Source organism: Vibrio sp. 2033 (assembly GCF_033339735.1).
In genome coordinates, this window is the sequence record NZ_JAWOVC010000001.1 from 1 (window position 1) to 21,302 (window position 21,302).

Sequence of the window (21,302 nt, forward strand, 5' to 3'; positions counted from 1 at the left end):
GCTTTACCTACATCGTCACCTCCGGTGGGGTATCAGAGTCCACCACGGTGAACGTCGATGTCACGCCAGTGAACGATGCGCCAGTGGCAAACGATGACGCGGCAACAACACAAGAAGATACCGCTGTAACGATTGATGTCCTGCCAAACGACACCGATATTGATGGTGATACGCTGTCTATCCAATCAGCGTCTGTACCTGAAGCACAAGGTACAGTTGAGATTGTTGATGGCAAACTGGTCTTCACACCGGCTGAGAACTTCCATGGCGACGCCGAAATCACTTACACCGTGACCGATGGTGCACTGATTGACCAAGCAACGGTCAACGTCACCGTGAATGCGGTGAACGACACGCCTGTGGTTGAGAGCAACATTGCAGACCAAACCTTGGCAGAAGACTTTACGCCATACAGCATCGATCTAAATACCGCTTTCAGTGATGTGGATAACGTGGATGGCGAGTTGAGCTTCAGTGTCTCTGGCAACAGCAACATTCAAGTGGCGATCGTCAATGGCATTGCTACGTTCACTCCAACCGCAGACTGGAACGGCTCAGAAGCGTTGACCTTTACCGCCACCGATCCAAGCGGTGAAAGCGTTAGCCAAACGGTGAACTTCACAGTTGCGCCTGTGGCGGACATCGTGGCAGATAAAGCAACGGTCGTGGAAGACACGCCAACCATCATCAAGGTCTTAGGTAACGACACGTTCGAAGGCGACGACAAAGTGGTGTCGCTCGATACCAACAACGGTCCAGCGAACGGCACGGTCTCGGTCAACCCGGACGGCAGCGTCACTTACACGCCAAACGACAACTACCACGGTACAGACAGCTTCACCTACATCGTTACCTCGGGTGGGGTATCGGAGTCCACCACGGTGAACGTCGATGTCACACCAGTCAATGACAGGCCTGACAGTGAGGACTTTACGCATGTTACTGACAAGCCTTTGACGCAAGTTGTATTTGATACTGATACGAAACCTTTAGGTGATGGCGACTCTCAGGATCATATAGCGGATATTGAAGATGACTTAAATGGCAACGATTTGCATGTGCGGATTATTGAACTACCGACCTCAGGAACATTGTTCTTCAGAGATAACAACGGTGAACTGCATGAAATAAAAGAAGTCAGTGACACTCTTTATGAAAAAGATAGCCTTTACTATGAAGCTGATAATGTGGGTTTCTTATTAGGTATCAAGGATCGCCCAGATACACCAAATAGTTCCGAGTCTACAACAGATTTCAATAATTGGGGGCTAAGTGAGGACGGAGGTCCATCACACTCCCGTACTGAGCATTTAGTTAATGGTTCCTCCATCACTATATCTTCTGATAGTGGTGAACTTGCTCAATACAACCGCCAAGTGTCACATATCGGAAATGGTATTGCTGACAATGATGGGCAGGGTATTGAGAAAGGCGAGACAATTACGATCGATTTGTCTAATAACCCTGTGGGCAGCGTAAACCTTGGCTTAGATGGATTAGGTGGATTGTTTGATTACGGTGATGACAACGCTGCGCTTATTACGGTTACGTATTTAGATTCAAATAATATCGAACAGACTCAAACGTTCGAGTTCTTGAAGCCTGAAGGCAATTTCATGCTATTCCAAGAAACAAGCGTTGGTTTTGGGCAAGAACTAGCTCTTCCTGAAGGTTCGGTCATTACTCAGTTAGATTTTTCTACGAAAAATGAAGGGAACTGGGAGTTACGTTATGTAGAAGGTATTCCTGCCGGAGATAGCTTTGGATATGTGGCAGTCGATTCTGAAAGTGGAGTTAGTGATCCGTCTACGGTCAATATCGTTAACGAAATACTAGATGGTAATGTTGCGGAAAATGGACCTGTGGTGGAGAGCATTGCAGGTGTTACTGTTGTTGAGGGTGACGATGTCACGTTTTCTGTTTCTCTAAATAACGCGACAGATCAGACCGTTAAGTATCAAGTGGATTTCTCTGCAGAGGGTTCTAGTGTGAGCTCTCAAGACATTGATTTGTCGAGCGCAACTTTTACTAATGGCGTGAAGTATTTGGGTGGATACCTTATTGTTCCAGCCGGAGTGAATGGCTTTGAGATTACCATTCCAAGTATTGATGATCAGTTGGTTGAATCAACAGAGAGTCTTGTGATTAAAGTCGGAGATGTATCTGGCGTTGGCTATATTGATGATAATGATGTTCCGCCAGCAGTTCAAAGCAACGAAATTTCCGGATTAGAAGACGAAGCTATTGTTATAACACTAGAACATTTAGGCATCGTTGATAGTAGTATAAGTGTTGAGTTTGACACTTCTGCTCTAAATGGCTCACTACAAGTGAAAGGTTCTGATGGTTGGGAAGCGGTTTCTGGAAGTGTGCTCGCTTCTGATATCGAAAATGGTCTTGTTCGTTATGTTCCTGCTGAACATGAATCTGGTGCAAATGTTTTCGATAAAGACGGTGTTGGGAACGGCTTGGATACTTACGAGCAGATTCATTTCACTGTTAGTGATGGCAATTCTTCTGCTTCAGGTACGTTGAGTATCGACATAGAGCCTGTCGCGGACCCAATTAAGATTGACCTTACTTTCGGTCCAGTAACGTCTGTACCTGTGACACTAGGCGGAAGCTGGTCTACAGACGAAGAACTTAAAGATCTGCTTGAGGCAAGTAATTTACCAGGGCTTGACTTTGAACATGTGGTGACACAAACGTTTAATAACGGACATGTTGGTAATGACTTAATGCTAAGCGGTGACACTGAATCGCCACTGAGCTTTGTCGGAGATCAACAAGCAGGTGCGAACGTTGATGCTCAAGGCAGTGATATCTTTGTGACTGGAGGAGGTAATGATTCTATCTATGGCGGTATTGGTTCATTAGATGATCAAGCGGAGACGGACACAGTTGTTTACTCTGGCAAGTTGTCTGATTACAACTTCAACTATTACCCTGCATCTGACCACTCAGAGGTCCCGTATTGGATTGTCGAAGATAGCCGATTTATTGATACAAAAGATGTTGTTTCGAGCACTCATAAAGAGTCGGGTGACCACCTTTATGAAATTGAACAACTTATCTTCCAAGATGCCATTATCAAGCTAAATAACAACACAGGAGAGTATGTTGTACTTACAGAGCAGCAAGTCTCTTTTGAGCTGAACCTTGATCTTATCGATTTGGATGGCAGTGAGTCATTCATTAACGATAGCGTCACCTTAACGGGAATTCCTTCAGGGCTAACATTAGAGGTGAATGGCAAAACGGTTACTGAAAACAGCGATGGTTCTTACACGGTTGACCTTTCAAGTGAACCAAATCAAACCAGTCATCAACTAAGCGGTACGATTACTGTACCAGCCGATTACAATGGTTCGTTAGATTTTGATGTAACAGCGACGGCAGGAAGTGTTGAAGTTAATAACAATACTCAAATGGGAACGGACACGGCTTCTGTTTCAGTTCGAGATTATGATTTTGTTTCCGGTACGCATGGTGATAACAAGATAGCTGGATCTGATAGCAATGATGTGATTGTTGGCGATGTTCAAGGATTACAGATTGTCGAGGGGCAGGACTACAACATTGCTTTTATGCTCGATACATCAGGCAGCATGGGTTACGACGTTGGTCTAGCGCTAGGTGAGCTAAAAACAGTGCTGAATACTCTTACCGAAAGTGCTAGTGGCCCTCATTCGGGCAAAGTGAACGTTTTATTGACCACATTTGCTACTGGGAGCTCTCAGGTACTTGAATTAGATTTGAGTGCTGACAACGCAACATCGCAAATAGAGTCTACATTGGATGCAATTTTACAAATCGGTGATGGTAATACAAATTATGAAGCCGGGTTCCAATCTGCACTAGACTGGTTTGCTAATGCCGATAGTGGCGCAACAAACCTAAGTTATTTCATATCTGATGGTCAACCAAACCAAGCTACGGATAACAATACGAGTTGGTTTAGTGGTTGGGAGGGTGTCGTACTTGGCGTGTCAGAACAAAAGTTAGTGACGCTAGCGGATGTCTTGCCAAGTGATTACAGGTTTGGTGATACAGTCACATACAACAATAAAACAATCATAGATTTTCGCGGGGCGGTGTATTCGCTCTCTACTGGTGAACAGGTGGGGAGAATGCTTAACTCATATGTCTATGATGATTATGGAAATAATGTTCTATCTCAAGCGAATAACGCATATCAAGCATTGGCTGAATTTAGTGAGGTTCGTTCGATAGGTCTTGGTCGCTACTTAGATGAAGATTCGTTAGAAAACTTCGACTCTGATGGTGTAGTAAGAGCTAACATAGATGTAAACCAACTAGCAGAAGTGATCCTTGGTAAGGAAGTTTCATTGATGCAAGGCAAAGATGAGATTAACAGCCTTGATGGAAATGACATTATTTTTGGTGATGCCATGCGTTTCGACGTCGATGGTGAGCAAGGAGTTTCCGCGCTGCAAAACTACGTAGCTTCTCAACTAGGTAAGGATGTTTCGTTGGTTACCAAAGAAGAAGTTCATCACTACATTACTGAAAACCAAGCAGAATTTGAACAGTCTCGTTATTACGACCAGGCAGATACCATCTCTGGTGGTTCAGGAGATGATATTTTGTTTGGACAAGGCGGTGACGACAAGCTGTTCGGTGGTGCAGATAATGATATTTTAATTGGTGGTTTCGGCAATGATATTTTGACAGGGGGGGACGGTGAAGACATCTTTAAATGGATTGATGTGTCCAATGAACGCGACACTGTCACTGACTTCAATAAAGATGAAGACACTCTAGACTTCTCTGATCTCTTTGATGACTTATCTAAAGATGAAATTGGAGAGCTTCTTAATGATCTTCAATCAGGTGATCATACCGGTGATGTCGGAGAGTATCACGTAGAAGTGGCACCAGATGGCAGCTCTGAGGCAAACCTGAGTATTACAAAAGGTAGCTCGACATTAGACATCCATTTTGACGGTGCAAGTGTTGATGATGTGACTCAAAGCTTGATTGCAAGTTTAGAGGCGCAATACAAAGATATGTAGTGGCGTTACCATTTAGGTAAAATTGAAAATCAAAAAAGGTCTAGCAATTTGCTAGACCTTTTATTTTTACGTTCTGTTTATGGTTGTGTTAGCTTTTTGGAAGTGTAGTGAAAACGGTCCACTCTTTCTTAACTTCGCCCTTGTGACCAATCACTGTTGCGGTTACTCGACGGTTTAGCGCGTGACTCACTTGGTCAGTGCCTTGTGTTGCAAGCACTGTGTCTCCATAGCCCACAATGGTAACTCTATCCCCACTAATACCATTCGTCATGAGTTCTTTTCTAACGTTCTCAGCCCGGCGCTTGGATAAGTCGAGATTGTGTTCTGCAGTACCAGTGCGACTAGCATAGCCCTGAATCTCGATAGACGTATTTGGGTACTCTTTCAAGAAATCGGACAACTCACGAATTTGTTGCGTAAAGATAGGGTTGATAACATCGGAATCGTTCGCAAATAGGACTCGAATTTGCATTTCTTGTGAGGAGTCGACATACGAGCCGCAACCATCGTTATCTATCTCGGCACCTAAAGGGGTACCCGGACACAAATCGCGCTCGTTAATAACGCCGTCTGAGTCATCATCTATATGATCAGCCCACTGATCGGCAATTGGCGTATCGATGTAATCATACTCATCGCCTTTATCGGATGAGCTGCATGCCGAAATCATCAATGAGAGTGCAATAAGAGTTATGTGTTTCATAATTAATACTCCACTTCTTCTAGCCATTCTTTAGGCATTTCGACCCTTAATGCACTCAACAGTTGACCTGTTGCGTTCATCACTCGATATTTGGCGTACTGCTCTGCGTATTTAGAATCTAAGTAGTCTTTACGCGCCTCAAAGAGCTCGTTTTCAGTGTTCAATAGATCAAGCAGTGTTCGTTTACCGATGCGATATTGCTTCTCGTAAGCAATTACGGTCTCAGACGCAGAGTCAACATGATCTGACAGAAACTCTTTTTGTTGTAATGTTAAATCAAGCGCACTCCAAGAAAGTCTTAACCCTTCTTCAACATTGCGATAGGCACCTTCACGCAAGTCTTTTGCTTTATTTAGCTGGTAGGCGAAGTTTTCTGAGTTCGCTGCATCACTGCCGCCATTGAATAGGTTGTAGCGTAGACGCAGCATGGCAAGTGTCTCATCACTGCGACCTTTTAAACCATCAGCGTCGTCACGCCATGTTTGCGAAGCTTCAATGGAAATGGTTGGGTAGTTAACACCTTTAGACTGTTTGTATTGAAACTTAGCCGAGTCTACGTCTGCGAGCGCCACTTGAATAACGGGATGCAGTTCAAATGCCAAGCCTACCGCTTCATCAACTGTGTACGGAATAAAGTTTTGGTCCGCTCTCGGAAAGATTAGCCCTTGCGGTGTTTGACCGACTAAACGAGTGAACATCGTGTGAGAGTCATACAGGTTATTTTGAGCAGCGGCTAAGTTGCCGTGTGCTTTTGCCAAACGTGCTTCTACTTGCGTTAAGTCAGCGGTAGAGCCGATACCCGAGTTGACTCGTTTTTTAATGTCATCGTAGATATCTTTGTGAACAGCCAGGTTGTTTTCAGACAGCTTGAGTATTTCGTAAGCTTTTACAGCGTCTAGATAAACTTTGGTGACTTCAAGTGCTTTATCCGATGCGTCGGCCAAAAGTTGAAATCTTACTGATTCAGCATCCGCTGCGGTTCGGTCGATATCATTAAGAGTCGCACTGCCGTCCCAGATAAGTTGGGTTAGTGTCACCGATGCTTCTTTTCGAGTGTAATCTGTATCTCCACGTCCCACCTCGTCAGAAGGGTCTAATCCTTCATACCCAATACCCGCATCTAGATCAATAGAGGGTAAGTAAGCACCCGAAGATGCTTCATTTACGTATTTTCGGCTCGTAAATTCATTAAATGCACTCTTAATGTCAGGGTTGTTTTTTAACGTCAATGCCACGGCTTGCTCTAAAGTTTGACCGAAAACGGGTATAGACACCATTAAACTACAGCAGCAAGCAATATTTAGTCGGTTCCATTTCACGGTATTTCTCCTAAAAATTCGTGTTGCTTTTTGCTATTTCATCTCATAACTGAGACGAAACATCATAAATAACAGTGCTTGAGTAAGGGATTTATCAACCTACTGTTAAAACAAAGCTTTTGTTTCAAAAATCCAAGATTTCGCCTTTTAAAACCTTAGCACATATGTCGAATGTTGCTTAGCAACATAGCAAGTTTAGCTCGGAGAAAAGCTTGAATTCTTAATATCATAGCGTTTCACGGCCTGTGTCACTCTGCGCTTTTTTGTAACTCTGCCCCTAGAGTTATCAAACGTCCTACAAGCTACACATACAACGAAAATATGATGATTTTGACTAAACTATAGACGTAAATGTAGGGGTGACAAACTTTTGACTTGGTTTGAAGTGGGGCGAGGTAGATATGGAACGTGTAACTTTTAGCTCATTGGCGGGCAACATTGTCGTTATCGGGTTGGACGGGGAGATTAGGACTTTAGGTCAGGGTCAACTACCTCAACCAGGAGAGTTAATAATCGATGAAGTATCAGATACTTCTGAACTTGTTATCGAGCAGGTGACACCACAAGGAAGTTCAATAAATGTAACTGATGATATCACTGCGTTAATTGAAGCAATTGCGAGTGGGGAAGACCCGACTGAGCTGGGTGAAGAGTTTGAACCTGCTGCAGGTGAAGGAAACGGGTCTAGCCCACAGAATACGGGAGCTATAGATCGCACAGGTGCTGAATTACTCGCTAGTACCAATTTTGAGACAGTGGGAACTGACGGAACAGGATTTTCAAGTACTCAGGTAGAGACGCTACTCGATATTCTCCAAATACAACCACCAGAACCAACAGCAATCCCCGTTCCTGCAACGATAATTGTTCAGGAAATATCCAGTCCGACTATCAACGAAGGTGATCAGGTTGTATTCGATATTACTTTAAACCAAGCAACAGAGGACAATACTGATGTCACTTTGTCGCTACTTGATGGTACCGCAACTGGCGGTTCAACTGACGAGAGCGGAAGTGACTACGTTAATGAGCGTGTTCTCATAACATTTTCTGATGGTACAACGGAAGAAATCTTGGTTGATGATAACGGTACTTTTACAGTCTCGGTCCCATTAGGTGAAAGCGGGTTTACGGTTTCTCTCGACTCTATAGATGACTCTATATTCGAAGGCCCAGAAACGTTTACGCTTTCTGGCACAACAGAAGAACAAAATACACCTGCAACCGGGGTGGCAACCATTGTTGATGATGGTAGTGGGCCAGGTTTAAGTCCTGATGATGATCGCCCAACGGTAACGATGAGCGATGCAGGGATAGTTAATGAGGGTGAAACGGCTAGCTTTAAAGTGTCGTTATCTAATCCATCAGCTATAGATGTTGAGGTTGAACTGACTCTCAACTTAGGTGACACCGAAGCCGGTGACTTAGGTCTCTTAGAATACAACACGGGAAATGGCTGGGTTGCAGTGCCAAATGATGGTGTGGTGACGGTGTCAGCCGGGCAAACCGAATTTGATGTGCGTATCGCTTCCATTGATGACGCCGTTTATGAAGGCCCTGAAGATTTCAGTGTGACAGTAACTGGCATTGGGGCAGTGCAAGGCAGCGATACGGGTACGGCGACGATAGTGGATGACGGCAGTGGCCCGGGCCCTGATCCGGATGATGACCGTCCAAGTGTGACTATTACCGATGCTGGCATTATTAATGAGGGTGAGACAGCGAACTTCAAAGTGACGCTATCGAATGCCTCCGAGTCCACTGTTCAAGTCGAGCTAGGCCTAAACTTGGGTGACACTGAAGCCGGTGACTTAGGTACCTTAGAATACAACACGGGAAGTGGTTGGGTTGCAGTGCCAAATGATGGCGTGGTGACGGTGCCAGCCGAGCAAACCGAATTTGATGTGCGTATTGCTTCTATTGATGACACCGTTTATGAAGGCCCTGAAGATTTCAGTGTGACAGTAACCGGCATTGGGGCGGTACAAGGCAGCGATACGGGTACAGCAACGATTGTGGATGATGGCAGTGGTCCAGGACCTGATCCGGACGATGACCGTCCAAGTGTGACTATTACCGATGCTGGCACTATTAATGAGGGTGAGACTGCGAACTTCAAAGTCACCTTATCGAACGCGTCTGAAGCGGAAACGCAAGTGGAACTGGGTCTTAATCTTGGCGATACCGAAGTTGGAGATTTGGGCACCTTAGAATACAACACGGGAAGCGGTTGGGTGACAGTGCCAAACGATGGCGTGGTGACGGTGCCAGCAGGGCAAACCGAGTTTGATGTGCGTATCGCTTCCATTGATGACGCTGTTTACGAAGGCCCTGAAGACTTCAGTGTGACGGTGACCGGTATTGGCGCAGTACAAGGCAGTGATACGGGTACGGCGACGATAGTGGATGACGGTAGTGGTCCAGGTCCCGATCCGGATGATGACCGTCCGGTTGTTGCGGCAATTAGTGATACAACCGTAAGCGAAGGTGAGTCTGCTACGTTGGTTGTCACTTTGAGTAACCTAAGCACTACGGATACTCTCGTTAATCTGACACTTAATGATGGCACAGCAGAGGGAGGGGTAGATTACACCAAATCGTCTGTTACTGTTACCTATGCAGATAGTTCATCAGACGTTATCCCTGTGAACCCTGATGGTACATTTAATGTGTCCGTACCAGCTGGTGATATGACCTTTGACGTTGTGATAAGTACCACCGACGATGAGCTGTTCGAAAGCGATGAAAATTTCACATTAATTGGACAGACCGAGATACAAACAACTCCGGTTATAGGCACGGTAACGATTCTTGATAACGATACAGTCAGCGTTGCCTCTATTTCTAGTGAAGTGGTTAATGAAGGTGAACCTATCATTTTTGATGTTACTTTAAGTAACCCTAGTGATAGTGAAAGTTTGGTCAATATGGTGCTCGCTGATGGTAGCGCAGAGGGGGGCATAGACTACATCAATACATCGGTTACAGTTACCTATGCGGATAACTCAACAGATGTCATTACTGTCAACGCAAACGGAACATTTGATGTTTCAGTTCCCGCGAACGACGTCTCATTCAGCGTCACAGTCAATACTATTGATGATGACCTATTCGAAGGCGCAGAGACTTTAACACTCTCGGGTAAAACTGCCACTCAAATTACATCTGCAATGGGCACAGGGACTCTTCTTGATGATGGTTCGGGGCCAGGACCTGATCCAGATGACGATCGTCCAACAGTGGCAGCGATTACCTCTACAACGGTAAACGAAGGTGATATTGCAACACTAGATGTAACGTTGAGTAATGAAAGCACCACCAACACCACTGTCAATATGATGCTGACTGACGGATCAGCAGAAGGCGGTGTGGATTACACCGATACTTCAGTAACAATTACTTATGAGAGTGGCGGCATAGAAGTCGTTACGGTAAATCCAGATGGCAGCTTTATTGTCGATGTGCCCGCAAATGATAAGACTTATAGTGTTTCTGTAAGTACAACAGATGATGACTTATTCGAAGGACCTGAAACCTTTACGTTATCAGGTAACACTGATAACCAAGTTGGCTCTGTGATTGGTACCGGTACTATTGTTGATGATGGTAGTGGCCCAGGACCAGATCCTGATGATGACCGCCCGACTGTAGCAGCGATTACGGATGCCATAGTTAGTGAAGGTGAGCTGGCAACGCTTGAAGTCACTTTAAGCAATGCAAGTACCACAAACACCGTTGTTAATATGACATTAGCAAATGGGACAGCTGAAGGAGGTTCGGATTATACAAATACGACAGTAACCGTTACCTACGCTGATAGTAGTACCGACGTTATTTCAGTGAACCCAGATGGTACGTTTGATGTCATTGTACCAGCTTTAGACACAACATTTAGCGTTACTATGGTGACGTTAAACGATGATATTTATGAGGGTGATGAGAACTTTACATTATCCGGTGCCACTACTGTGCAAACAACTGCTGCGGTCGGTACCGTAACGATTAACGATGATGCAGACATACCAACTGTCACTGAAATTACGGATATTCAAGTGGTGGAAGGTAACGATGCGAAATTTAACGTTACACTGAGTAATGCAAGTGCGGTTGCGATTATGGTTAGTATGTCTCTCTTAGACGGAACCGCTGTCGCTGGAGATGATTTTAACGCTACGAGTGTGACCATTACTTATGCTGATAACACGACGGAAGTTATTGCGGTAAACCCTGATGGAACGTTTGATGTCTCGGTACCTGCGAGTGATACTAACTTTAGTGTTACGGTAAACACTGTTGAAGACCAGATTTATGAATCTTCAGAAAACTTTGTTTTAACTGGTTCGATTCAAGGGCAATCACCTGCAGCGTCAGGCCTTGGTACTATTATTGATGATGACAATACACCTCCGACAGTAGAAGACTTTGGCATTTCGGTTGACCTTAGTGTGGGAGGAGACGCTTTAATTGACTTTGCACCACATGCGCAAGACTTTGAAGATGACTTTGATCTTCAAGATGATAAAGAAACGAGCATCTGTGTCACGACGCTTCCAGACTATGGCTATCTCTATTACTTGGATGATCAGAACAATGAAGTCATATTGGACATTGGTGATGTGATTCCAGAAACTACGGAAGTCAGATATGCACTAACGGAAGACTTCTTTGATGAGCAAAGCTTTGATTCCCAAGATTTACTCGATGAATTTTCTAAAGACTTCATTGCCGATTCAGTCGATGTTAACGGTTTAAGTTTCTTTGGAGGAACCATTGATGGTAATGGTGACTTTGTCAATAATGCTCAAATCAAGGTTGACTTTGCCGCTCAGCAGGTAGGTTTAGTCGTAGTGTCTCCGGGCGAAACTGGCCAAGGGGATGAAATTAGTACGAGTGAGTTCATTGCCATTGAATTAGACGAAGGGCTTGAAGCTAAAGAAGCAAGGTTAAACCTAGCAAGCTTGAATGATAGGTTTAACAGTGGCGGCGCTTGGATTCAAGCATACTTTTATATGGGCGATACTCTTGTTGATATACAAACCATACACACCAGTGACATCGTATTTACTGGTAATCAAGAAGGTTACGCTGACGTATCGCTAAGTAATGGCAGTTTTGATGAGATTCGCTTGTTCCCTGAAACAGACAGTTCAAGTGATAAAGCCAGCTTTACTCTAGTTGGTACTCAGATTACAAGTTTTAATAATGTAAACGACTCGTTTGATTACAAAGCGATTGACTCAGATGGTTTAGAAAGCGATACCACTGCAACCGTTGATATTGATTTTAACAATGTCTCTTTTGAAACAGTGACCGCTTTCGGTACACAGACTGCTTCGTTACAGCAAGAGCCTAATATCATCATGGGAACAGACCAAGATGATGTTCTTGTAGGCACCGATGGTAATGATATTCTAATTGGTGGTCTAGGTAATGATATTTTGACTGGTGGCGGAGGTGATGACATCTTCAAGTGGACAGAGATGCAATCCGCAACTGACACCGTGACGGATTTCAGTGACGGGGATCAGCTCGATTTTACCGATGTATTTGATGATATGAGTGGTACTGATATTTCCACATTACTTGATGATCTCGGCTCTGGCGATTATCACGGAAGCGTGGATGATATCACGGTGGCGGTGACTGAAAGTGGAGGTAACTCAACTCTGACCATCAATAAAGATGGACAACAGTTGGAGGTTAATTTTGACGGAGCTTCTGCTTCTGATATTGCCAATAGTTTGATTTCTAATCTTGAACAATTACGAGAGTAAATGATTCAAAATGAAAAACGGAGCGAAAGCTCCGTTTTTCATTTAGTAATGCAGTAAGTTCAGGCAATAATTAAAGCACTTTACATGCAAAACCTTTTAAGTAGAAACCTTCTGGATATGCTGTATCGGTTGGGTGGTCAGCGGCTTGCTCAAAACGCTCCACAAACTTTACTTGGCGGTTAGCGTCTACGGCTGCATCAGCGATGATTTTCTGGAACAGAACTTGATCCATCAAGCCAGAGCACGAGTAGGTCAGTAGCGTGCCGCCCGGTTTTAGAATTTGCATTGCAAGCATGTTGATGTCTTTGTAACCACGACATGCGCCGTTTAGTTGTGCTTTGCTTTCTGCGAACTTCGGTGGGTCCATAATAACCACATCGAACTGAGTTCCTTGATCACGATACTCACGAAGTAGCTTAAACACGTCTGCATTTAGGAACACGGCACGCTTCTTCGAAATATCAAACTCGTTTAGCTCTGCGTTGAATTTTGCGGTATCTAAAGCAGGTTGCGACACGTCAGCGTTAATCACACGCTTTGCATCACCTTTTAGAGCGTAAAGTCCGAAGCCACCTGTATAAGAGAAGCAGTTAAGAACTTCTTTGCCTTTCATATATTTCATCGCTTGCTGGCGACTATCACGTTGATCTAGGTAGAAACCTGTTTTGTGTCCGCCAACGATATCTACACTAATCTTTACGCCATTTTCTTCGATGACGACCGATTTAGGTGGCTCTTCGCCGTGCAAGACGCCCGTGATCTCTTTTAAACCTTCTTTTTTACGAACGGCCACGTCAGAGCGCTCGTACACATTACAATCAGGGAAGCTCTCAACCAGAGCGTCAACAATAGCCTGCTTATTGTGTTCTGCGCCAGCACTGAGAAGTTGGCACACAAAGAAATTTTGGTAACGGTCGATCGTAACGCCTGGTAAGCCGTCAGACTCTGCTGCGATAAGGCGATAACCCGTAAGGCCATCACGTTCGATAATGTCTTCACGAAGAAGTTGTGCGTCTTTAAGTCGTTTAACGAAAAACGCGGTGTCGATTTCTTCTTTATCAAAACTCCAAATACGAGCACGAATTTGTGAAGCTGGCGAATATGCCGCCTTAGCTAGCCATTTACCGTCGTGAGTGAATACATCAACCGTTTCGCCAAGAGCAGGTTCGCCCTCAACTTTGTTGATGCCTCGAGAGAAGATCCAAGGGTGCTTGCGCTTGACCGATTTCTCACGACCTTTAACCAAATAGATAGCAGCTGTCATTTCATTAGCTCTTGTTGAATTTTGAAAGGGGCGTATTGTCCGGGATGTGAATGGTAAAAGCAATATCCCTCGGCAATCCAGTACATTGTAGTGACTTTTAAATACAAAAAAGGTCACTAAAGTGACCCTTTTATTTGAATTTGCTGTAACAGATTCCGTTGCTATGCTTTAAGTCCAGTAAGTAGTGCTTCCATGGTGTCGCTTTGCTTACGCAGTTGATCCACGTTTTGTGAAGTCGTGCTGATCATATTGCACACGTTATCTGCTTGAACTCGAATCTCTTCAACGCTTGAGGCGATATTGTCCGCGACTACACCTTGCTCTTCAGCTGCTGTTGCAATTTGAATGCTACTGTCGGAGATAGTTTGATTTTTATCTGCCAAAGAGCCGATTTCGTGATTCACTTCCGTCATGAGGTTTTGTCCCTCATTTGCATTATTAACTGTCACTTCCATCAGCTTAGTAAGCGACTGGCTGTTACGCTGTAACGATTCAATCATCGTTTGGATTTCAACTGTCGCTTGCTGAGTGCGTCCCGCAAGAGCGCGAACCTCATCCGCAACGACCGCAAATCCACGACCTTGTTCTCCAGCACGTGCAGCTTCAATAGCCGCGTTCAGAGCAAGTAGGTTGGTTTGCTCGGAGATCCCATTGATGGTTGTCACGACTTCATCAATTTGTGCTGCATTGGCATCTAACTCGGCAACGGCTTGAGACGCAGATTGAATCTCATTAGAAAGGTTCGAAATCGAGTGAAGCGTATTCTCAACTTTCACTTGTCCAGACTGAGCCACGTTACGTGCATCATCGGTTTGCGTGCTTGAATCGTGAGCTAGTGTCGCGACTTCTCGAATCGTTGATGCCATCTGTTCAGTTGCACTCGCAAGAGAGTTGAGGTGTTCCTGCTGAGTCGCTGAAATATCTGAACTGTGATGAATCGATTGATTCAGATCTGAGCTAATTTGTTGCATTAAAGCCACAGACTCTTGAATCGACAGCACCATTTGTTGCTCTCGTTCTGCAACTTTGTCTATCGTAATAGCAATTTCACTAAACTCGTCGCGAACAGGGAAGAAGTTCATTCTCGCAGTTAAGTCGCCACCCGCAAGGGTGTTTAATGCTTTGTTCATCGTGAACATCGCGCCGCCAATAAACGTCATGATGTAGTAAACGCCAAGAGCGAGAATAAACAAGCTCACACAGATAATGCTTACTTGAGTCGTTGATAGGGCAGCCCATAAAGAAAGTTCATGGTTCGCAACCAAACTGTACGTACCATTTAAAACAGACACGGATTGCGAACCAGAGCCAATAGAAACGGTTTCTGAACCAGCGATGAGGCTTGCTACTTGAGATTGAGAAAGGTTGCCTGCCTCTATCAGACCTTTCATAAGCATGAGCTCTTCTTGGTACATACTTGAGATCAGTGTATTAGCCGCGCTATTAAGGACGAGAGTGAGAATGACTAAAGCAAGAAGAGGGAGAACGAAGAGCAAATAGAACTTTTCTTGAATCTTTAAGTGAATGAGATACTTATCAATCCAGCGGAATGGAATTTCTTTCATAATTATAATAACCGTGCAAAAACCCACTATCCTTAGTGGGGTGAATAGACGAAAAGAATATATCACTCAGTAAAAAGAAGCGGTACAAAGATGAACGTAAAGTGTGAGAGATTTATAGTAAAAGGTCATGTTCAAGGCGTGGGCTTTCGTTACCATACTTCCCATCAAGGATTGAAGCTAGGGTTAACAGGTTATGCGAAGAACCTAAACAATGGTGATGTTGAAGTGATGGCGTGTGGAACAGACGCGCAAATAGTTGCGTTTTCGGAATGGTTACAAGAAGGACCGCGAACGGCAACAGTAGAGCATGTGATGCAGGAACCTGCGTCGTATAAGCCGTTACGCGGTTTTAAAATTTTATGAATCTACAAGCATTTAGCTGGCTTTGGTAGGCCGGCTAATTTGGTTGCTTGTTTGGCTGGCCCCTTTTTAAACAGCTTGAATAGATACTTACTATTACCTTTTTCCGGGCCGTGCGCTTTTTCCATCGCTTTCACAAGCATACGCACTGCAGGGGAGGTATTAAACTCTTCATAAAAGTCTCGCACAAAATGCACAACTTCCAAATGAGCATCCGTAAGCTCGATGTCTTCTTCTTTTGCTAAAAGCTCAATCATACCTTCTTCCCATTGAGTATGATCCAATAAGTAGCCTTGAGCATCCGTTTCAATTTCTTTGCCGTTGTAAACGAACATAACGTTTTATCCGTTAAGTAAACATGGATGTTTATAGATTAGCGACAGCCGAGAATGTTCTCAACAAAAGAATCTCGAAGTCGTATCGAGCGAATCAAAAGCGTACAAAATGGTGAGTGTTTTTGACTGAGCTAGGCACTTTGATATAAATGCTCTTTTATTCAAATAAATAGGAAACTATTCAGTTTGTTAGAAATTTTACGGGGTGAGTACCAACGAAATTGCATGGATACCCAGGCTTATTCATTTTTGTTTTGGTTTTTTCTTGGCTACTTGTCTGATTATGGTATTTTATGGGTGAATGAATAGCTGACAACGTTGTGTTTGTTTTCATAGACCGATATTCTCATTGGATTAATGAAAGCCTGTATTCAGGTTAGAAACAACAATGATGACAAGGAGTTAGTCATGTCGAAACAACGTTACATTGAGATTAATGACAATGTAAAATCCACTTGGTCCATCGAGCGTATTTGGCAACTTGCAGAATCCTTACCTGTAGAAGAAATTTCGATTGATGATATCAAAGGCCCAAATGAAGTGACTTGGTTTAGTCATGAAGGGCCACAGCCAACCTGCCGTGAAATTGCAAAACATTGCCAACGAATCAACAATGCTGATTTGTCGTATCCGGTAATCTTAACCAGTGACTATCGTGTTTTTGACGGTATGCACCGAATCGCCAAGCAAATCATGTTAGGAGAGGAAACGATCAAAGTGAGACGCTTTAGAGAAAATCCAGAAGCTGACGAAGTTATCGAGTTGTCAGTAGAGCAGGCGTAATACACTGAATTGCACACAAAGAAAAAGCCCGAAGGAATTACCTTCGGGCTTTTTGATTCTACTTAACGAGAAACGATTAATCGTCGTTCATAATACCTAGAATGCTTAGTAGGCTGATGAAGATGTTGTAGATTGATACATACAAAGTTACTGTCGCAGAGATATAGTTTGTTTCACCGCCACGAATAATGCTTTGTGTTGTCATCAGGATCGCCATAGTAGAGAAAATGATAAACAAGCTGCTCAACGCCAAGTGTAAAAGGGTTGATTGAATAAAGAAGCTTGCAATCATGCCCACAACCAGCACAACAAATAGTGATAGCATTAAGCCACCCATCATCGATAGGTCACGTTTCGTTGTTAGTGCGTATGCCGATGCTGCCATGAAAGATAGTGCCGTACCACCGAGTGCGGTTAATACGATATCGCCCATGCCTGCACCGATGTACATGTTTAGAATAGGGCCAACGGTGTAACCTAAGAAGCCAGTAAATAGGAACGTAAACACAAGGCCAAGACTGTTGTTACGGTTTTTTTCTGTTAAGAATAATAGGCCGTAGAAACCAACCAGCATTAGGATGATACCTGGATGTGGAAGGTTAAATGCCATTGCAACGCCAGCAACGACTGCCGACCATAAAAGTGTCATTGAAAGTAGAGCGTAAGTATTACGCAATACTTTGTTCGTTTGTAGAGCACTTTCTTGAGTTGAAGTGCGGGTAAACATTGGACTGTTCATAATCTTCCTCGATAAGAGACTTTCTTTTAAGTACATTTATGGGATTGAAAGTTCAAAAAATCAAGCCCTAACCATACGTAACTTAGATAAAATAATAATAGAAATAAGATGTTATGTATTTGGCAACTTGTAACACAATATTACTGCCTAGCATAGCTATGTTGATTCTTACACAGATTTTTGAATTTAGTAACAAAAAGCACTGGCTTCATAGAAACCAGTGCTTTTTTATGTCGATTCGGCTAAATCTTAGTGGTGTAAGATTTGCGCTAGGAAGTTTTGGGTCCTATCCGATTGAGGATTCTCAAAGAAGTCGACCGGGTTGTTTTCTTCGATGATCTCTCCTGCGTCCATGAATATCACGCGATCGGCAACCTCTTTAGCAAAGCCCATTTCATGTGTCACACATAGCATAGTCATGCCTTCCTCGGCGAGTTCGACCATTACATCCAGTACTTCGCGAACCATTTCCGGGTCGAGTGCAGATGTTGGCTCATCAAAAAGCATGACTTTAGGGTTCATACACAAAGAGCGAGCAATCGCCACACGTTGTTGCTGGCCACCAGACAGCTGACCGGGATACTTCTCCGCTTGGTCTGGAATTTTTACACGTTCCAGATATTTCATCGCAACCGCTTCTGCCTCATCTTTTGGCATCTTCTTCACCCAGATAGGCGCGAGCGTACAGTTTTCCAGTACGGTTAAATGAGGGAAGAGATTAAAGTGTTGAAAGCACATGCCCACTTCTCGGCGTACTGCTTCAATGTTCTTTAAGTCTTCAGTTAATTCCGTACCAGAGACGTAAATGCTGCCTGCTTGGTGCTCTTCAAGGCGGTTAATACAGCGAATCATCGTTGATTTTCCCGACCCAGATGGGCCACAGATAACGATTTTCTCGCCGCGCTTAACATCGAGGTTAATATTTTTTAGTACGTGAAACTCACCATACCATTTATTCATGTCCTTCAATTGGATCATGTAATCTTGTTGTTGCGTCATAATACGTCCTTGATCTTGATGAGTTATCGTTTGTGACCGGTATGAAGTTTGTTTTCAAGCCATATCGAATAGCGTGACATGCCAAAACAAAATACCCAAAACACTAACGCGACAAATACATAACTTTCTGTAGCAAAGCCTAACCATTCAGGGTCGGTGTTTGCTGCTTGCCCTATACCGAGTACGTCAAACATACCAATGATGAGTACCAAACTGGTGTCTTTAAACAAACCGATGAAGGTGTTCACGATAGAAGGAATAGTAATCTTTAGCGCCTGTGGCAAGATAATCAGCCCAGTCTTTTTCCAGTAACTTAACCCAAGCGCATCAGCGGCTTCATATTGACCTTTCGGAATGGCTTGTAGACCACCGCGTACCACTTCTGCCATGTAAGCGGAGGCAAACATAACCACACCGATAAGGGCGCGAATCAGTTTATCTGTCTCTGAACCTTCAGACATAAATAATGGAAGCATAACCGAAGCCATGAACAAAACCGTAATCAGCGGAACGCCACGCCAAACTTCAATGTAGACGGTACAAATGCTGCGAATGATCGGCATCTCTGAACGTCTACCAAGCGCAAGCACCACACCAATTGGCAGTGAAACTACGATACCAACTAACGCAATAATGAGCGTAACGAGTAGTCCACCCCATTTGTGTGTATCGACCACTTCTAGTCCAAAGACACCACCGTATAAAAGTCCAGCGATGATGAATGGGTAGATGTTTACGAAGAAAAGCCAAATCCACATCCGTTTCGGTGTCTTCTCATACGCGAGTAAAACAGTAAATATGGCTAATGTGATATAGAACAGGCGAGGGCGCCATAGTTCAGACTCTGGATAAAAACCATACATGAACTGCTCCCAGCGCACGCTGATAAATACCCAGCAAGCACCATCTCGGCTACAGTCGTCACGCGTTGAGCCAATCCAGTCTGCGTTAATAAACGCCCAATCCACGATATACCATATTGCAGTTACGACAATATACGCAAGAATGACAGTAACAATGGAATTGATAGGGCCATTAAATAGATTTTTCCGCATCCAACCAACGAAGCCTACAGTATTGGCGGGTGGTGGGAGATCCGGTTGAAATTGATGAGTACTCATATTATCTCTCCACCAGCGCGACTTTACGGTTATACAAGTTCATTAATGCAGACGTAATCAGACTTAATGTCAAGTACACGCCCATCGTCATCGCAATGATCTCAATCGCTTGTCCCGTTTGATTCAGGGTAGTACCAGCAAACACAGAGACAAGATCTGGGTAACCAATCGCCATCGCTAACGATGAGTTTTTGGTGAGGTTGAGATATTGACTGGTTAAAGGTGGAATAATAATTCGTAACGCTTGAGGAATGACAACAAGCTTTAAAGTTTTCGAGCGTGGTAAGCCTAGCGACATCGCTGCTTCGGTTTGACCATGGCTAACCGCATTAATACCAGAGCGCACAATCTCAGCAATGAAAGAAGCTGTATAAACACTCAATGCCAAAAGTAGCGCAGCCAATTCAGGAATAATGCTAATACCACCTCGGAAGTTAAACCCTTTTAGTTCAGGATAATTCAGTGAAATTGGCATACCAGCAAGGAAGTACACAACCAATGGAAGGCCAACAACTAAACCCAAAACTATTCTTCCCATTGGGGTTTGTTGCCCAGTGAGACGTTGCTTATTATTCGCCCATACATTAATTAATAAGCTTGCGATTACCCCGAAGATTAACGCGGCAATAACGTAGCTACTGCCAGGTTCCATAGTCGGTGCAGGGAAATATAAGCCACGAACGTTCAGGAAAATAGCTTCACCAAGACTTAAGCTTTGGCGTGGTGAGGGTAATGCTTGAAGAACAGCGAAATACCAGAAGAATATTTGCAGAAGAAGGGGGATATTTCGGAAAGTTTCGATATAAACTGCCGCTAAACGACTAACTAACCAGTTAGAAGAAAGGCGGGCAACCCCCATGGTAAAGCCAATCACAGTAGCCAGAATAATACCTAATACGGAGACTAACGCCGTATTAAGAAGGCCGATGATAAATGTTCTACCGTAAGAGTACGTTTCATCGTATTCAATTAATGTTAACCCAATACCAAACCCGGCTTCTTGATTCAGAAAACCGAAGCCCGTTGCAATACCACGAGCATCTAAGTTATTGAGAGCGTTGTTTACAATCGTGTAAAAGAAAAATACCAGTGCAGCAATGGCAATGATCTGGAAAATAGCAGAACGAAAGGCAGGATTATAAATCAGGCTCTTGCTTCCGCTTGGTTTGGACATCGTACTTGGCGATGCATCTTGTGTCGGTTTCATACAGCGATAACCTCAAACCTTAGTTATAGATATCGGCCTGTATAACGAAGTTTCGTCCTTGCTGGCTAAAGAATAACGCTCTCATGTCTAGTGGCTT

The 21,302-nt window shown here is 43.9% G+C and carries 13 protein-coding genes; 4 read left to right on the top strand and 9 right to left on the bottom strand.

The window, feature by feature from the left end:
* On the top strand, window positions 1–5,036 hold a 5,036-nt coding region (locus tag R7P74_RS00005), incomplete at its 5' end, for a tandem-95 repeat protein (RefSeq protein WP_318122457.1).
* An 88-nt stretch (window positions 5,037–5,124) separates the two neighbouring features.
* Here R7P74_RS00005 and R7P74_RS00010 read toward each other — a convergent pair.
* Window positions 5,125–5,739, bottom strand: coding sequence for an OmpA family protein (locus R7P74_RS00010; protein WP_031781371.1), 615 nt, complete (start codon window positions 5,737–5,739; stop codon window positions 5,125–5,127).
* 2 nt (window positions 5,740–5,741) lie between these two features.
* On the bottom strand, window positions 5,742–7,058 hold the full coding sequence (locus tag R7P74_RS00015; protein WP_005389970.1) for a TolC family outer membrane protein: 1,317 nt from the start codon (window positions 7,056–7,058) through the stop codon (window positions 5,742–5,744).
* 401 nt (window positions 7,059–7,459) lie between these two features.
* Here R7P74_RS00015 and R7P74_RS00020 point away from each other — a divergent pair, with 401 nt between their 5' ends.
* Window positions 7,460–12,832 carry a Calx-beta domain-containing protein gene (locus R7P74_RS00020; RefSeq protein WP_318122459.1) on the top strand — a complete coding sequence of 1,791 codons (5,373 nt, stop codon included), beginning with the start codon at window positions 7,460–7,462 and terminating at the stop codon, window positions 12,830–12,832.
* Window positions 12,833–12,902: 70 nt separating this feature from the next.
* Here the strand turns inward: R7P74_RS00020 and R7P74_RS00025 are convergent, their stop codons facing one another.
* Window positions 12,903–14,096, bottom strand: coding sequence for a class I SAM-dependent methyltransferase (locus R7P74_RS00025; RefSeq protein WP_195723091.1), 1,194 nt, complete (start codon window positions 14,094–14,096; stop codon window positions 12,903–12,905).
* Between the two features lie 161 nt (window positions 14,097–14,257).
* Window positions 14,258–15,661, bottom strand: a complete 1,404-nt coding sequence (locus tag R7P74_RS00030) for a methyl-accepting chemotaxis protein (RefSeq protein ID WP_025766604.1) — start codon at window positions 15,659–15,661, stop codon at window positions 14,258–14,260.
* 90 nt (window positions 15,662–15,751) lie between these two features.
* Here R7P74_RS00030 and yccX point away from each other — a divergent pair, with 90 nt between their 5' ends.
* Complete coding sequence (yccX, locus tag R7P74_RS00035) at window positions 15,752–16,024, top strand: acylphosphatase (RefSeq protein ID WP_017634611.1); 273 nt, start codon at window positions 15,752–15,754, stop codon at window positions 16,022–16,024.
* A gap of 2 nt (window positions 16,025–16,026) precedes the next feature.
* On the opposite strand, the gene R7P74_RS00040 is transcribed toward yccX, so the two are convergent.
* The gene (locus R7P74_RS00040; RefSeq protein ID WP_005377396.1) at window positions 16,027–16,356 is read right to left on the bottom strand and encodes a TusE/DsrC/DsvC family sulfur relay protein; all 330 of its coding nucleotides are present in this window, start codon (window positions 16,354–16,356) and stop codon (window positions 16,027–16,029) included.
* A 408-nt stretch (window positions 16,357–16,764) separates the two neighbouring features.
* On the opposite strand from R7P74_RS00040, the gene R7P74_RS00045 reads away from it, so the two are divergent.
* Window positions 16,765–17,139: a chromosome partitioning protein ParB gene (locus tag R7P74_RS00045; RefSeq protein ID WP_005377398.1), complete on the top strand. Its 375-nt coding sequence runs from the start codon at window positions 16,765–16,767 to the stop codon at window positions 17,137–17,139.
* Between the two features lie 76 nt (window positions 17,140–17,215).
* Here R7P74_RS00045 and R7P74_RS00050 read toward each other — a convergent pair whose 3' ends face one another.
* The 4 genes from R7P74_RS00050 to R7P74_RS00065 all read right to left on the bottom strand — a co-directional run bounded on the left by R7P74_RS00050 (window position 17,216) and on the right by R7P74_RS00065 (window position 21,205).
* Complete coding sequence (locus R7P74_RS00050) at window positions 17,216–17,878, bottom strand: Bax inhibitor-1/YccA family protein (protein ID WP_025766607.1); 663 nt, start codon at window positions 17,876–17,878, stop codon at window positions 17,216–17,218.
* 249 nt (window positions 17,879–18,127) lie between these two features.
* Complete coding sequence (locus R7P74_RS00055; protein WP_005377400.1) at window positions 18,128–18,877, bottom strand: amino acid ABC transporter ATP-binding protein; 750 nt, start codon at window positions 18,875–18,877, stop codon at window positions 18,128–18,130.
* Between the two features lie 23 nt (window positions 18,878–18,900).
* Window positions 18,901–19,998: an amino acid ABC transporter permease gene (locus R7P74_RS00060; RefSeq protein ID WP_005389988.1), complete on the bottom strand. Its 1,098-nt coding sequence runs from the start codon at window positions 19,996–19,998 to the stop codon at window positions 18,901–18,903.
* Window position 19,999: 1 nt separating this feature from the next.
* Window positions 20,000–21,205, bottom strand: coding sequence for an amino acid ABC transporter permease (locus R7P74_RS00065; RefSeq protein ID WP_005377402.1), 1,206 nt, complete (start codon window positions 21,203–21,205; stop codon window positions 20,000–20,002).
* Window positions 21,206–21,302 lie beyond the last annotated feature (97 nt).